This window comes from Roseibium sp. MMSF_3247 (assembly GCF_030733765.1).
Taxonomy (GTDB): Bacteria; Pseudomonadota; Alphaproteobacteria; order Rhizobiales; family Stappiaceae; genus Roseibium.
In genome coordinates this window covers 871,715-885,184 of sequence record NZ_JASHII010000002.1, presented here as the reverse complement: position 1 = coordinate 885,184, position 13,470 = coordinate 871,715, and the positions used below count along the sequence as shown (strand labels likewise).

Genomic DNA, 13,470 nt, shown 5'->3' with positions numbered 1-13,470 from the left:
GCTTAGCCGGACCGAATTCATTCATGAGCCCAGATTGGGCGGCCTGCACAAGACCAGAAAGACACGCAATATGACGACGCCGAAGGCCCCTGACACCGACAGCTGGAAGAGCGACCCAACAAAGGTGCTCAGCGTCCGCGGTGCCCGTGAACACAATCTGAAGAACGTCGATCTCGATCTGCCACGCAACAAGTTGATTGTGATGACCGGATTGTCGGGCTCGGGCAAGTCTTCCCTTGCCTTCGATACGATCTACGCAGAAGGCCAGAGGCGTTATGTGGAAAGCTTGAGCGCTTACGCCCGTCAGTTTCTGGAAATGATGCAAAAGCCGGACGTTGACCAGATTGATGGTCTGTCCCCGGCGATCTCCATTGAACAGAAGACAACCTCCCGAAATCCACGCTCCACCGTCGGCACGGTCACCGAGATCTACGACTACATGCGTCTCCTGTTCGCCCGTGTCGGGATCCCCTACTCACCGGCGACCGGACTGCCGATCGAAAGCCAGACCGTCAGTCAGATGGTGGACCGGATCATGGATCTGGACGAAGGCAGCCGTCTCTATCTGCTCGCGCCGATGGTTCGCGGCCGCAAGGGGGAATACCGCAAGGAACTTGCGGAGCTGATGAAAAAAGGCTTCCAGCGGGTTAAGATTGACGGAACCTTCTACGAGATTTCCGAGGCTCCTGCGCTGGACAAGAAATTCAAGCACGACATCGACGTTGTCGTGGATCGGATTGTCGTGCGCGATGATATCGCGGGCCGTTTGGCCGATTCCCTTGAAACTGCGCTGAAACTTGCCGACGGCATTGCCATTGCAGAGTTTGCGGGCGAAACGGAAGAAAACGGTGATCCGAAGCGGATGATCTTTTCCGAAAAATTCGCATGCCCGGTTTCCGGCTTCACAATCCCGGAAATCGAGCCGCGCCTCTTTTCGTTCAACAACCCGTTTGGTGCCTGCCCCACCTGCGACGGCCTCGGCACAACGCTTGCCTTTGAAGAAGACCTCGTTGTCCCGGATCACACCTTGTCTTTGCGGGAAGGCGCGGTTTTGCCCTGGGCGAAAACCGGATCAACATCTCCCTATTACACGCAGACCCTGGAGGCCCTTTGCCGGAACTATGATGTGTCGATGGCAACGCCCTGGAAGGATCTTGGACCTGAAGTTCAAGATGCCGTTTTGCACGGCACGGGGAAAACAGCGATTGAGTTCGTCTATGACGATGGTGTGCGCAGCTACCGGACCGAAAAACCGTTCGAGGGCGTTATCGGCAACATTGAACGCCGCTGGCGGGAGACGGAATCGACCTGGGTGCGCGAAGAACTGGCTCGCTTTCAATCGGATCACGCTTGCCCCTCGTGTCAGGGTTTCCGTCTGAAACCGGAGGCCTTGGCCGTCAAGATCGCAAACCGGCACATCGGCAACATCACCGAACTCTCGATCCGCGAAGCCGCACTGTGGTTCGACGCGCTGCCTGAAAAACTCAACGACAAGCAGACCGAGATCGCCGGGCGTATCCTGAAAGAGATCCGCGAACGGCTGAAGTTCCTGAACGATGTCGGCTTGGAATACCTCTCAATGGCCCGGTCCTCCGGCACCTTGTCCGGTGGTGAAAGCCAGCGCATTCGTCTCGCCTCGCAGATCGGCTCCGGCTTGACCGGCGTCCTTTACGTCCTCGATGAGCCATCCATCGGCCTCCATCAGCGCGACAACGCCCGTCTGCTGGAGACGCTCCGTCATCTCCGGGATCTTGGCAATACAGTCATTGTGGTCGAGCATGACGAGGATGCCGTGTTGACCGCCGACTATGTGGTTGATGTCGGCCCCGGCGCCGGGGTTCATGGCGGCCAGGTCGTTGCGAAGGGCACGCCCCAAGAGGTCATGACCAATGGCAACTCGCTGACAGGTCAGTATCTGTCCGGCGCAAAAATGATTCCGCTGCCCGCAGAACGGCGCAAGATCAACAAGAAGCGCAAGATTTCCGTAAAAGGTGCGCGTGGCAACAACCTGAAGGACGTCGATGTCGACGTGCCGCTCAGCACATTTACATGTGTCACAGGAGTGTCCGGTGGCGGCAAATCTACGTTCCTGATTGATACGCTCTATAAGTCAGCTGCTCGCCGTTTGAATGGCGCACGGGACAATCCGGCACCGCATGACCGCATCGAGGGCCTTGAAGTTCTGGACAAGGTGATCGATATCGACCAGTCGCCGATTGGCCGGACGCCGCGATCTAACCCGGCGACCTATACCGGTGCCTTCACCCCGATCCGGGAGTGGTTTGCCGGAATGCCGGAGGCCAAGGCCCGTGGTTATCAGCCTGGCCGGTTCTCGTTCAACGTCAAGGGCGGCCGATGCGAGGCCTGCCAGGGCGATGGTGTCATCAAGATTGAAATGCACTTCCTTCCGGACGTTTACGTTACGTGCGACGTCTGCAAGGGGAAACGCTACAATCGGGAAACCCTGGAAGTGGAATTCAAGGGCAAATCCATTGCCGATGTCCTTGATATGACCGTTGAAGAAGCCGCCAGCTTTTTCTCCGCCGTCCCTGCCGTGCGCGACAAGATGGAAACTCTGGCGCGCGTCGGGCTGGGCTACATCAAGGTGGGTCAACAGGCCACAACGCTCTCCGGCGGTGAAGCGCAGCGGGTGAAGCTTGCCAAGGAATTGTCGAAACGCTCCACGGGCAGAACACTCTATATTCTGGATGAACCGACCACCGGTTTGCACTTCCATGATGTTGCCAAACTTCTGGATGTGCTTCACGAACTGGTCGATCAGGGGAACACCGTTCTGGTGATCGAACACAATCTGGAAGTCATCAAGACAGCAGACTGGATCATTGACCTTGGACCGGAAGGTGGCGATGGCGGCGGTACGATCGTTGCAACCGGCCGGCCAGAAGATGTGGCGTCTGTCAAAGAGAGCTACACAGGCCAATTTCTTGCAGAATTATTACACCGCAGACCGCATCGCGCCCCGGATGCTGCTGAATAAATCAGCAATCTGAGTTGCGGAGCTGCATTGCTCCGCAACATAAAATCTCAAGCGATTGTTTTGTCTCACTATTCCGATAGATTAAATCGATTAGTTTGATTATATTTTTTGCAATGCACAAAACGCATGTCAGGCATGCAGACGCGGCACTTCTTTAAATTCGGCTGGTGAAATATATATGATTCCAACAAAGACGCAGCGGGTTGGCGACAACACCTCTGCCAATAAGGAAAAACAAAATGTTTGATACCGTTGTACGCAAATACAACAACTGGAAATCCTACCGCCGCGCGGTTGACGAACTTTCCAGCCTGTCCAGCCGCGAGCTGCAGGATCTCGGCATCAGCCGGGGCGACATCAAGTTTGTTGCCCGCCGCAGCCTGGAAGGCTGATTGAAAATTTAGAGATCGCGTCCCGAGGCACTCCTCCTCCCAGCCAACGGACGTGTGACACGCAGGGCATCCTCCTCCCAGCCCTGTCACGTCGAAACAACGCCCGCCAGTACCTCCTCCCACTGGCGGGTGTTTGTTTGTCTGGCGGCCGGTTTTCCCAAACACATTCCGTTCTCCCAACCTCAGGCGTTGTGGCTCATGCCCGATTTGTTGCGCGTGATCGGTCGTCCTGTGGCTTCCATGCCCTTGAGCCATGTCTTCCACGTTTTCGATAAGACCTTGCTGAGGAGAGCCGAAAGAGATCTGGCTCTTTTGTTTGGCGGCAGGAATCTTAGCCCCGATACAACTTGCCATGACCAAAAGCTGCTCAGGAAACTGCCGTGACGCAGCGCTCAGCACCGCTATGCGCTGAACGCCACCGCAAAGGGTGTTAACCCTTCATAAACCTGCATTTTTTGCATATCAGCTTCGCGTTTGCCCCTCTACCTCGCAGCGCACAAAACACCTATTTCCCCGATGTAACGAGATGAACGGGCCAGTCGCCGATCCGCGGTGTCATGGCCACTAGATAAAAAAAGGCCAGAGCCATGATCGATAACGTTGTACGCAAATTCAACAACTGGAAAAGCTACCGCCGGACCTACGACGAACTGTCCAACCTGTCCAACCGTGAGCTGGACGACCTGGGCATTGCCCGTGCGGACATCGCGCGCTACGCCCGCGCCGCCATCAAGTAATTCAGTTTCGCGGTCAAAGGCATCCTCCTCCCAGCCAATGACCGTGATGCTCTGCGGGTTTCCCGCAGACCTCAAAAAGCGCTTGCCGGATCCTCCTCCCACCGGCAGGCGTTTTTTTATGAGCTCTGGAACCAGCGGTCACCCTCGGCCAGCCAACGCTCGATTGGCATGATATCTGGCCGTTTGCCGTTTGCATGCACCCAGGAGTCAACGGCATAGACCGTACCGGTTTTCTTTTCGGTGACTGTCGCAGTCGCATGAGGATAGCGGCCATCAAGAAAAAAACCGCGCGCAACAGGAGAGCTCACACGGTGATGCCTCAGCATCTTGTGTCTTTGGGCAACTAACAAAAGAGACGTTGTGTTCGTGCTCTCATCAATGCAGTCCATTTGACCGGATACGCCAGCATTCTCGATATCAAAACCACCGATATCGTCTTGAGACCCGACAGTTGAGGCAACGCGGCGCTCTTGCCAGACAACCGCCTTTGCAATTGCCTGCCGTTCAGCATCTGGCGACGCACGGCCGGATGTCAGGATCGCACGCAGCCGAGCAAGATCCCGACGGGAATACTCCACAGGCGTTTTGTAGGCACAACCAAATCCATGACAGATGTAAACCTTGCTGGCTTTGGGCGGGACACCATCATGTGTACCAAACCAGCCGGTCGCCTCGCTGGTCGACTGGCTGGCACACGCAGTGACTATCAACAGTGCGGCAACCGCAGTGATTCCGACTGGCGACAGCGGAGAGGTCATCAGCGTTCCTCGGACGAGAATGATTCACTTGCCGGATACGCTGGCGACTTTATTCATTTGGATGTTGCGGTGATTCTTCTGCAGCAATCAATGCATAAGCAGCCGAGTGACCAAACCAGCAAATGCGCGCTCGTCAAACAGTGTCTGTCCGGTAAAACCGACTTTGCGGTCATCCTCAATGATTCTGGCGGCTTTGAAGAACTCGAAGAATGTCTGATTGGCGGCGGCAAGAAGCTTGTAATAGGTCTGAATGTACCGCTCTGGAACCGGGACTGGCCGCGCAGCGTTCCTTTGGGTGAATCCATGGAACACCAGCCGACCCTCAGGGGCCATCCAGCGTTCGTCTGCGGCAAGGAACAAAAAGGTGCAGCCTGACATGCAGGTGTCTCCGGCCGACACTTGTGCGACAACGCGGGTGCCCTGGTCCTGCGCCGATTTTATGATGTTCACCAGACGAAAAGAAGCTGCAGCATCACCGCCTTTGGGAAGATTGAGATGCAGATACACTGGCGATTTGCGATCACCGGCCAATGCCAAATCCAGCAGAGCTTCCACCAAATTCCGGTTCAAGGCGCCCGGGCTGTAATCCGCAATCTCGCCGCTTAGAACAAGATGGTTGGCAAAGCGTTCAATTTCGACAGCCTTTGCTTGTCCAGGCATGAAAAAGAAGACCAACGACGCCATCATCAGCCCAAACCCAAACACGGACCATCGTTCCATAGGAATACGGCTGGTTATGGCGTGACACGTTGCCGGTGTATTTGATTCAATTCCGGTTCGAGATGCCTTCCACATAGGGATACCTCCGCGCACAGCTGAGGCGCACTTTTTGCGCCTTTTCACAAAGCTGTCATTGTTAGCCGGGAGGCTGCAAGTGTTATTGTTGCGTATATTTTTCCTTTGCCAGAAAAGTATTTAACGTCTTGTCACACCGCTTAAAAGATCAGCCGGCTAGCTATCGAAAATCGCGGTTACCTATCAAGGACCTGCCGACTTCAAGATCGCATTCGGCTGTTCAACAGTGTTTGCGAACCACTTTACCCGGACCGTTGCGATGGATTTGTTTTGCCTGTAATCAGGGCGCGAGAGAGTTGCCTTGCAGAAGCTGGGAGATCCGAAAATACGAATCGGGCTCGGCAGAACACTCAAAGGCACACAATTCCGAAGGAAATCGCCATGCCCCCCATCCATGTGATTGGCGGCGGCCTTGCCGGGTCTGAAGCTGCCTGGCAAATCGCCCAAGCCGGATTTGACGTTGTGCTGCATGAAATGCGGCCGGTTCGCAAAACAGAAGCCCATCAGACAGACGGACTGGCAGAACTTGTTTGTTCCAACTCCTTCCGCTCAGATGATTCTGAACAAAACGCTGTGGGTCTGATCCACCATGAGCTGCGTCAGCTTGGTTCGCTCATCATGGCCTCTGCCGATGCCAATCAGGTTCCCGCCGGCAGCGCACTTGCCGTTGACAGGCACGGTTTTTCTGATGCCGTGACCAAAACGTTGGAAGAGCACCCCCGGATCACGATCTCGCGCGATGAAGTCGCTGGCTTGCCGCCGGAAGACTGGGAAAAAGTCATCATCGCAACCGGCCCTCTAACCTCACCTGCACTGTCGGAAGCCGTGCTTGCGAAAAGCGGCGAAGATGCTCTGGCCTTTTTCGACGCCATTGCGCCGATCGTTCACTTTGACTCCATCGATCTCGACAAGGCCTGGTTCCAGTCGCGTTACGACAAGGTTGGCCCGGGCGGCACCGGCAAGGACTATCTCAACTGCCCGATGGACAAGGAGCAGTACGAAGCCTTTATCGACGCCCTGATCGAGGGCGACACGGCCGACTTCAAGGAATGGGAAGAAAACACCCCGTACTTTGACGGCTGCCTGCCGATCGAGGTGATGGCGGCGCGCGGCCGGGAAACACTACGGCACGGACCGATGAAGCCGATGGGCCTCACCAACGCCCATAACCCGGACGTCAAACCCTATGCGGTTGTCCAGCTGCGGCAGGACAATGCCCTCGGCACGCTCTACAACATGGTCGGGTTTCAAACGAAGCTGAAATACGGCGCGCAGGGCGACATCTTCAAAATGATCCCGGGGCTGGAAAACGCGCAGTTTGCCCGTCTCGGTGGCCTCCATCGCAACACCTTCCTAAACTCACCGAAAGTTCTGGATGGCACCCTGCGTTTGAAGGCGGATCCGCGTCTGCGTTTTGCCGGACAGATTACAGGTTGTGAAGGCTATGTGGAATCCGCCTCCGTCGGCTGCATGGCCGGACTGTTTGCGGTTATGGAAGCCAAAGGGCAGGACATCATCACGCCGCCGCAAACAACAGCCATGGGCGCTTTGCTCGGTCACATCACTGGTGGCCATATCAGCCGGGATGACGGGGCTGGAAAACCACGCTCATTCCAGCCGATGAACGTCAATTTCGGCCTGTTCCCGTTGGTCGAAGCGCCAACAAAAGACGCTGACGGCAAGCGCATCAAGGGCAAGGAAAAGTCGAAAGCCAAAAAACTGGCGATGACACAGCGTGCCAAGACGGACTTCGCCGTCTGGCAAGCGCAGATCGGCCCCGTCCGCGAAGCAGCTGAATAACTGTGTGGGGGGTGCTTCAGGCGCCCCTTCCCGCATACCAGTCCAGAGCCAATTGCTCGGTTCGTTGAACAAAGCGGTCCTTGCCGGAGACATAACTGTCCCAGTCTCCGTCATCGATCTTTGAGAGCTTTCGTTTCAGGTTACCGTATTCATCGGCTGTTTCGGGATGCGCGATCAGATAATCCCGGAAAGCCAGGTGCCGGATCGCGTGATCCGACCCATTCAAAAACACATGAAGGTGATGGGTCCGGCGCCTGTCCGCGTTGAATTTGCGGAAATAGCGCCGTCCCGGAATACCGTAAGCGCCCATGGCCTCATAGCCGAGCAATTGCATCGCCGGCTGCGCCTGATCGCAGGCCTCAAGGCTTGCCACTTCCGCCATGAGATCAATGATGGGTTTTGCGACCAATCCCGGTACAGCCGTACTGCCGATATGATGGATGCTGGTGAGATTGTCTCCGAGGACACGCGAGATCCGAAGCGCCTCGTCCTCAAACTGATCCGCCCATTCCGGCGCATGCTCCGTCAGCTCGACCATGTCCCTCACCAACCTCGCGCGTTTCGGCGCCTAAAGGCTGGCGACCGATTTGCCGCTTGCGCGCCACAAGATCCACTGACGGCGCAGCTGCGAGAGTTCCGCAACGTCCTTCAACGGATTGAAGTCGGCAGCTTCCATCTTTTCCAAGAAAGGTTCAACCAACGACAGCGGGAGGAACGCCGCCCGGCAGGTATCGGGAACATCGCTCGCAGCTTGTTTGACCCGGGACATGTGATGGCGCGCATGCGCCCGCATCTCGGACAGAGCTGCGGCAAGCTCCGGGGTTGCTTCGCCTTTGAATACGGTCCGCAGGTCAACGCCGTGGCGATCCAAAACGTCTTTCGGCAGGTACATTTGTTGGCGGGAAGCATGCCAGGGCAGCGCACGCATGAGGCCGGTCACGCCGTACGCCACCCCCGCGTAGCCCGCAACTGTAGCTGTTCCCGGGTCTTCGCCGTTGTTGAGCACCCAACATGCCAGATGGAATAGGCCGGACACCGTCTCGCCGGTATAGCCCTCCAAATCGTTAAGGTTCGGCATCGGATCATTGTAGAGATCAAAAATCCGCGCTTCCGTCATGGCGATCAGGCCGTTTTTCGGAAGTTTGTAGCGATCAATAGTCTGAGCGAGTGCGGAGGCAACCGGATTGGCGCCGACAGCGCCATGGGATGTACCCTCCAGAAAGTCCCGCCACCATTGGAGCCGAACTTCCCCCGGCAAAGGTTCAGAGACGATTTCCCGGATCCGGGCTATCTCTGCATTGAAAGCATAAAGCGCCATCAGCCCCGGGCGATGGTCTTCCGGTGCAAGCAATGCGCTCAGATAGCGGTCCTTGTCGTATTGGCGCACGACATCCGCAGCGTGTTCAAAGTCCTCGGCCATAAGGGCTCATATGGAATTGAGAGGGGGTTTAGTCCACTGCCAAAAGAGCAGCAGCAACAGCGCGTCCTTCGGACAGGAGAACATTGAATGTCCGAACGGCTGCGCCGGTCGACATCGGATCGGCGAGAATACCGGCTTCGCGGAACGCGGCCTTGAGATCCGCAGTGAGCGGCATCAGATCAGGTCCGGTCCCGACCAGCAGAACCTCGATGTCGGGCTGTTCTTCGAAGACCCGCTCGAAAGCCTCGAGGCTGAACTCAGACGGCGTTGTCAGGTTCCAGCCGTAGATCCCACTGGGCACGCACAAGAGAGAGCCGCGGTGCGACATTTCCGCAAACCGGAACCCGCCGCCGCCATAGGCGTCCAGCGGGGCCCGGCCCGGAAAATAGGCATCGCGGATTTCGAGACCCTTCACGATCAGGCTGTCGCCTCCGTGCCTTCACCTTTCCCGCCATCGTCGTCCTTGGACGACAGGGCGTCCGGACGCAGGTTCAACAGGATCAGGAACGGCGCGGCCAGGAAGATCGACGAATAGGTACCGATCACAATGCCGAAGATCATCGCCAACGTAAACGACTGGATCACTTCCCCGCCGAAGATGTAGAGCGCGAGAAGCGCCAACAATGTCGTGACAGAGGTCATAGTCGTCCGCGACAAAGTCTCGTTGATCGACTGGTCGAGGATCTCGGTCAGCGGGCGTTTCTTGTATTTGCGCAAGTTCTCCCGGATCCGGTCGTAGACCACCACGGTATCGTTGAGCGAGTAACCGATGATCGTCAAGACCGCTGCAATACTCGAAAGCGAGAAGTCGAGCTGCAGCAGCACAAACAAGCCAATGGTGACCACAACGTCGTTGGCAGTTGTCAGGATCGCGCCGACGGCAAAGTGCCACTCGAAGCGGAACCAGATGTAGAACATGATCGCCAGAAGGGACGCTGCCACCGCAATCGCCCCGGCTCGCGCCAGTTCACTAGACACCCGCGGTCCGACCACTTCCACCCGGCGGAAGTCGACATTGTCATCTGCAAAGATCGTGCGCACTTTTGAAACAACGGCCTGCTGCGCCAGTTCGCCGCCTGGCTGTTCTTCGATCCGGATCAGGATGTCATCCGGCGCACCGAATTCCTGCACCTGAACATCACCCAGCTGCAAGCTGGACAACTCAGACCGGATAAAGCCGATATCGGCAGGACCATCGGTCTTGATCTCGATGATCGTACCGCCCTTGAAGTCAATGCCGTAGTTCATGCCGACAGTGAAGAAACCGGCAAGCGATGCAACGACAAGGACGATGGACAGCGGAAAACTGATCTTCCGCAGCCACATGAACTTGAATTTCGTGTTGTCCGGAACGAGTCTCAGCAACATTTTTGTTTACTCCCGGATCAAATCGGCAAGACGGACGGACGGCGGTAGCGGACCCAGAGGGCCACCATCAACCGGCTGAACGTGAAGGCGGAGAAGACCGTGGTGAAAATCCCGATCGCCAGGGTCACCGCGAAACCGCGCACCGGCCCAGAGCCAAGCTGGAACAGGATGACAGCTGCGATCAGAGTCGTGATGTTGGCGTCCAAAATGGTTCCAAGCGCCCGCTTGTAACCGGCGTCGATTGCCGTAATGGCCGACCGCCCTGCCCTGGCTTCTTCGCGAATGCGCTCAAAGATCAGCACGTTGGCATCGACCGCCATACCGATCGTCAACACGATACCCGCAATCCCCGGCAACGTAAGCGTTGCTTGCAGGAACGTGAGCGCGCCGAAAATTAGGAACATATTCCCAACAAGCGCAACATCCGCAATTACCCCGAAGCGGCCGTAGGCAAGGATCATGAAGATGATCACAAGCGCGCCGGCGATGATCGAAGCCATTTTACCAGCTTCAATTGAATCTGCGCCAAGGCCCGGACCGATCGACCGTTCTTCGATCACGGTCAGTTTTGCCGGAAGCGCACCTGCGCGCAGCAGCACCGCAAGGTCGTTTGCGCCTTCAACGGTGAAGTTTCCGGAAATCTGACCGGAACCGCCTGTGATCGGCTCGCGGATGACCGGTGCGGAAATGACTTCCTCGTCGAGCACGATGGCAAACGGACGACCGACATTTTGCTGGGTCACGGTTGCGAATTTCCGGGCACCGGAGGTGTTGAAGCGGAAGTTCACGACCGGCTCATTGGACCGCTGATCAAAGCTGACCTGCGCATCCACGAGATCTTCACCAGCAAGAAGCGGCGTTTCTTCCAGAAGGTACGGAAGTGGCGGATCGTCAACCGACATCATGACCACGGTTCCAACCGGCGGGCGGCTCTGCATGGCCTGATCGCCGGTCATGGATGTATCGACCATGTGGAACGTCAGCTGGGCCGTCTGACCGACGAGATCCTTGAGGCGCTCCGGATCGTCTTCACCCGGTGCTTCGACAAGAATACGGTCCGTCCCCTGACGCTGGATGTTCGGCTCGGTCGTGCCGAGTTCGTCAACACGGCGGCGGATAACCTCGATCGACTGTTGAACGATGTTCGTCATCCGGTCGGCAAGGCCTTGCTCTGAATACGTAAAGCGCACCAGACCGTCGTCGCTGACAGACAACTCAAACTCATCCACCTGCTGGCCGCTGAAAACGTTGGACACAAGCGGATTGACCAGCGGTTCCAATCGTTCCTCGGCTTCAGCCAGGCGGGTCAGGTCGCGAATCCGAACCTGCGCGGCATCGCCCTGAACACCTAGGCCGGTGTACCCGATGCGCGGGTTTTCACGGAGCGCCGCACGGATATCGCCGACAAGCGCCTTCATGCGCTTTTCGATGTAATCCTGCTGATCGATTTCATAGAGCAGATAAGCACCGCCCTGGAGATCGAGACCCAGAACCATCTGGTTCTTCGGCAGGAAATCCGGCCAGCTTTCGAGAGTTTTTGCAGAAAAGAAATTCGGCAGAGTCGTCACGATGCCAGCGGCAACGACGAGGACGATCAGCGCAATTTTCCAGCGTGCGAAATAGAGCATGGTCTAGCCTTAAAAGCGGACGGGCCGAAACACCTTCGGCCCATCAATACTGGTCTTGGCAGTGTTAGGCTTAAGCGCCTTCTTTAACCGGTTCGGTCTTGGAACGGACTTCCTGAACCATGGAGCGGACGACGCGGACCTTCACGCCTTCTGACAGCTCCACCTGGATTTCCCCATCATCAACGACCTTGGAGACTTTGCCGATCAAACCGCCGGTTGTCACGACTGTGTCACCGCGGCGCAGGTTGGATACCATTTCCTGATGCTGCTTCATGCGCTGGCGCTGCGGACGGATGATCAGGAAGTACATGATCGCAAAGATTGCCACGAATGGCAGCATGGACATAAGAAAATCAGGTCCGGCGGCTCCGGCACCTTGCGCGTAGGCTGGGGTGATCAACATTCAACTCTCCTAAGGGGCGCTTTTTCTTTGCTGCAGGCAGTCTTCCGGCCCTCGGCAAAACGCTCAATTCTGGTGGCGCGGACTATAACGTTGGCGCGCTTCTTTTCAAGCATAACCGGCAAATAGCTGCGTACCGGAATGGGAATAAGTGCCATTTGCGCTCCCTGCCCGTCATGATACTGCTCCGCCGCATGGTTTCCGGCCCCCACGTGGGCCTTTTTTGTAAGGGTTGCAAGACATCATGAGCGCGCCGAGTGACATTGCCGCATTGAATGAAAAGCTCGATTCCCTGATCGATCTAATTTCCCGGGCGGTCCCGGCCGCGCCCACACCGGCCGATTTCGCAGCAGCCGATGCCTTTGTCTGGTCGCCCAATCCCGGCGAACTGATACCCGTCGCCAAGGTCAACCGGGTGGATATCACCTTGCTTTGCGCGGTTTCACATGTTCGCGATCTTCTGCTCGACAACACACGCCGCTTTGCCAAGGGCCTGCCGGCAAACAATGCGTTGCTCTGGGGCGCACGCGGCATGGGGAAATCTTCTCTCGTGAAAGCCGCCCAAGCTGCCGTAAACACAGAACTTGGCTCCAGCACGCTCAAACTGATCGAAATCCACCGTGAAGACATCGAATCGCTGCCCAAGCTGATGGCCCAGATCCGGCCGGCGCCTTACCGGTTCATCGTCTTTTGCGATGATCTCAGCTTTGACCATGACGATACGTCCTACAAATCGCTGAAAGCGGTTCTTGAAGGCGGCATTGAAGGACGGCCCGAAAACGTCCTCTTTTATGCGACCTCGAACCGCCGGCATCTCCTACCGCGCGACATGATGGAAAACGAACGGTCGACCGCCATCAATCCGTCTGAGGCGGTTGAGGAAAAGGTATCGCTGTCCGACCGTTTCGGCCTGTGGCTTGGCTTCCACAAATGCAGCCAGGACGATTACCTGGACATGGTCCGCGGCTATGCAGACCACTATAGCCTTGATGTCGTTGAAGAGACCCTGCGCGCAGAAGCGTTGGAGTGGTCCACAACCCGCGGCAGCCGCTCCGGCCGCGTTGCGTACCAGTTCATTCAGGATCTTGCCGGCCGTCTTGGAAAGTCACTGGATTAGGGACAAAAAAACCGGTGCCTGTTCAAAACAAGCACCGGTGAGGCTGCCAGGGAGGCG

The 13,470-nt window shown here is 56.8% G+C and carries 13 protein-coding genes; 5 read left to right on the top strand and 8 right to left on the bottom strand.

Annotated features, from left to right (window positions below):
- The first annotated feature begins 70 nt into the window (after positions 1-70).
- The 3 genes from uvrA (at position 71) to RBB44_RS09450 (ending at position 4,127) form a co-directional block, all read left to right on the top strand.
- Positions 71-2,998, top strand: a complete 2,928-nt coding sequence (gene uvrA, locus RBB44_RS09460) for an excinuclease ABC subunit UvrA (protein WP_306147123.1) — start codon at positions 71-73, stop codon at positions 2,996-2,998.
- 239 nt (positions 2,999-3,237) lie between these two features.
- Positions 3,238-3,390, top strand: a complete 153-nt coding sequence (locus RBB44_RS09455; RefSeq protein ID WP_082429181.1) for a DUF1127 domain-containing protein — start codon at positions 3,238-3,240, stop codon at positions 3,388-3,390.
- Positions 3,391-3,977: 587 nt separating this feature from the next.
- A complete protein-coding gene (locus RBB44_RS09450; protein WP_008194643.1) occupies positions 3,978-4,127 on the top strand; it encodes a DUF1127 domain-containing protein in 150 nt (49 codons plus the stop codon).
- A 116-nt stretch (positions 4,128-4,243) separates the two neighbouring features.
- Here the strand turns inward: RBB44_RS09450 and RBB44_RS09445 are convergent, their stop codons facing one another.
- Together RBB44_RS09445 and RBB44_RS09440 are read right to left on the bottom strand one after the other, a co-directional pair.
- Complete coding sequence (locus RBB44_RS09445; protein ID WP_306147121.1) at positions 4,244-4,885, bottom strand: hypothetical protein; 642 nt, start codon at positions 4,883-4,885, stop codon at positions 4,244-4,246.
- A gap of 87 nt (positions 4,886-4,972) precedes the next feature.
- Entirely contained in the window at positions 4,973-5,680 is a 708-nt protein-coding gene (locus tag RBB44_RS09440) for a hypothetical protein (protein WP_306147120.1), read from the bottom strand.
- Between the two features lie 381 nt (positions 5,681-6,061).
- Between RBB44_RS09440 and trmFO the strand changes: the two genes are divergently transcribed.
- Positions 6,062-7,480, top strand: a complete 1,419-nt coding sequence (trmFO, locus tag RBB44_RS09435; protein WP_306147119.1) for a methylenetetrahydrofolate--tRNA-(uracil(54)-C(5))-methyltransferase (FADH(2)-oxidizing) TrmFO — start codon at positions 6,062-6,064, stop codon at positions 7,478-7,480.
- Between the two features lie 16 nt (positions 7,481-7,496).
- On the opposite strand, the gene RBB44_RS09430 is transcribed toward trmFO, so the two are convergent.
- The 6 genes from RBB44_RS09430 to yajC all read right to left on the bottom strand — a co-directional run bounded on the left by RBB44_RS09430 (position 7,497) and on the right by yajC (position 12,299).
- On the bottom strand, positions 7,497-8,018 hold the full coding sequence (locus RBB44_RS09430; protein WP_306147118.1) for a GrpB family protein: 522 nt from the start codon (positions 8,016-8,018) through the stop codon (positions 7,497-7,499).
- Positions 8,019-8,048: 30 nt separating this feature from the next.
- Positions 8,049-8,900 (bottom strand): phytoene/squalene synthase family protein, encoded by an 852-nt coding sequence (locus RBB44_RS09425; protein WP_306147117.1) that lies wholly within the window; start codon positions 8,898-8,900, stop codon positions 8,049-8,051.
- 28 nt (positions 8,901-8,928) lie between these two features.
- The gene (locus tag RBB44_RS09420) at positions 8,929-9,318 is read right to left on the bottom strand and encodes an Mth938-like domain-containing protein (RefSeq protein ID WP_306147315.1); all 390 of its coding nucleotides are present in this window, start codon (positions 9,316-9,318) and stop codon (positions 8,929-8,931) included.
- The gene (gene secF / locus RBB44_RS09415; RefSeq protein WP_286183653.1) at positions 9,318-10,268 is read right to left on the bottom strand and encodes a protein translocase subunit SecF; all 951 of its coding nucleotides are present in this window, start codon (positions 10,266-10,268) and stop codon (positions 9,318-9,320) included. Before secF ends, RBB44_RS09420 begins: the two co-directional genes overlap by 1 nt.
- 17 nt (positions 10,269-10,285) lie before the next feature.
- Positions 10,286-11,896, bottom strand: a complete 1,611-nt coding sequence (secD, locus tag RBB44_RS09410) for a protein translocase subunit SecD (RefSeq protein WP_286190220.1) — start codon at positions 11,894-11,896, stop codon at positions 10,286-10,288.
- A gap of 70 nt (positions 11,897-11,966) precedes the next feature.
- Positions 11,967-12,299: a preprotein translocase subunit YajC gene (yajC, locus tag RBB44_RS09405; protein ID WP_133949848.1), complete on the bottom strand. Its 333-nt coding sequence runs from the start codon at positions 12,297-12,299 to the stop codon at positions 11,967-11,969.
- A gap of 241 nt (positions 12,300-12,540) precedes the next feature.
- Here yajC and RBB44_RS09400 point away from each other — a divergent pair, with 241 nt between their 5' ends.
- Complete coding sequence (locus tag RBB44_RS09400; protein WP_306147116.1) at positions 12,541-13,413, top strand: ATP-binding protein; 873 nt, start codon at positions 12,541-12,543, stop codon at positions 13,411-13,413.
- The last annotated feature ends 57 nt before the right edge of the window (positions 13,414-13,470 follow it).

Excerpts from the sequence above, each read along its gene's own strand:
- uvrA (WP_306147123.1), top strand. The coding sequence starts at position 71 with ATGACGACGCCGAAGGCCCCTGACACCGACAGCTGGAAGAGCGACCCA.
- RBB44_RS09455 (WP_082429181.1), top strand. The coding sequence starts at position 3,238 with ATGTTTGATACCGTTGTACGCAAATACAACAACTGGAAATCCTACCGC.
- RBB44_RS09450 (WP_008194643.1), top strand. The coding sequence starts at position 3,978 with ATGATCGATAACGTTGTACGCAAATTCAACAACTGGAAAAGCTACCGC.
- RBB44_RS09445 (WP_306147121.1), bottom strand. The coding sequence starts at position 4,885 with ATGACCTCTCCGCTGTCGCCAGTCGGAATCACTGCGGTTGCCGCACTG.
- RBB44_RS09440 (WP_306147120.1), bottom strand. The coding sequence starts at position 5,680 with ATGTGGAAGGCATCTCGAACCGGAATTGAATCAAATACACCGGCAACG.
- trmFO (WP_306147119.1), top strand. The coding sequence starts at position 6,062 with ATGCCCCCCATCCATGTGATTGGCGGCGGCCTTGCCGGGTCTGAAGCT.
- RBB44_RS09430 (WP_306147118.1), bottom strand. The coding sequence starts at position 8,018 with ATGGTCGAGCTGACGGAGCATGCGCCGGAATGGGCGGATCAGTTTGAG.
- RBB44_RS09425 (WP_306147117.1), bottom strand. The coding sequence starts at position 8,900 with ATGGCCGAGGACTTTGAACACGCTGCGGATGTCGTGCGCCAATACGAC.
- secF (WP_286183653.1), bottom strand. The coding sequence starts at position 10,268 with ATGTTGCTGAGACTCGTTCCGGACAACACGAAATTCAAGTTCATGTGG.
- secD (WP_286190220.1), bottom strand. The coding sequence starts at position 11,896 with ATGCTCTATTTCGCACGCTGGAAAATTGCGCTGATCGTCCTCGTCGTT.
- yajC (WP_133949848.1), bottom strand. The coding sequence starts at position 12,299 with ATGTTGATCACCCCAGCCTACGCGCAAGGTGCCGGAGCCGCCGGACCT.
- RBB44_RS09400 (WP_306147116.1), top strand. The coding sequence starts at position 12,541 with ATGAGCGCGCCGAGTGACATTGCCGCATTGAATGAAAAGCTCGATTCC.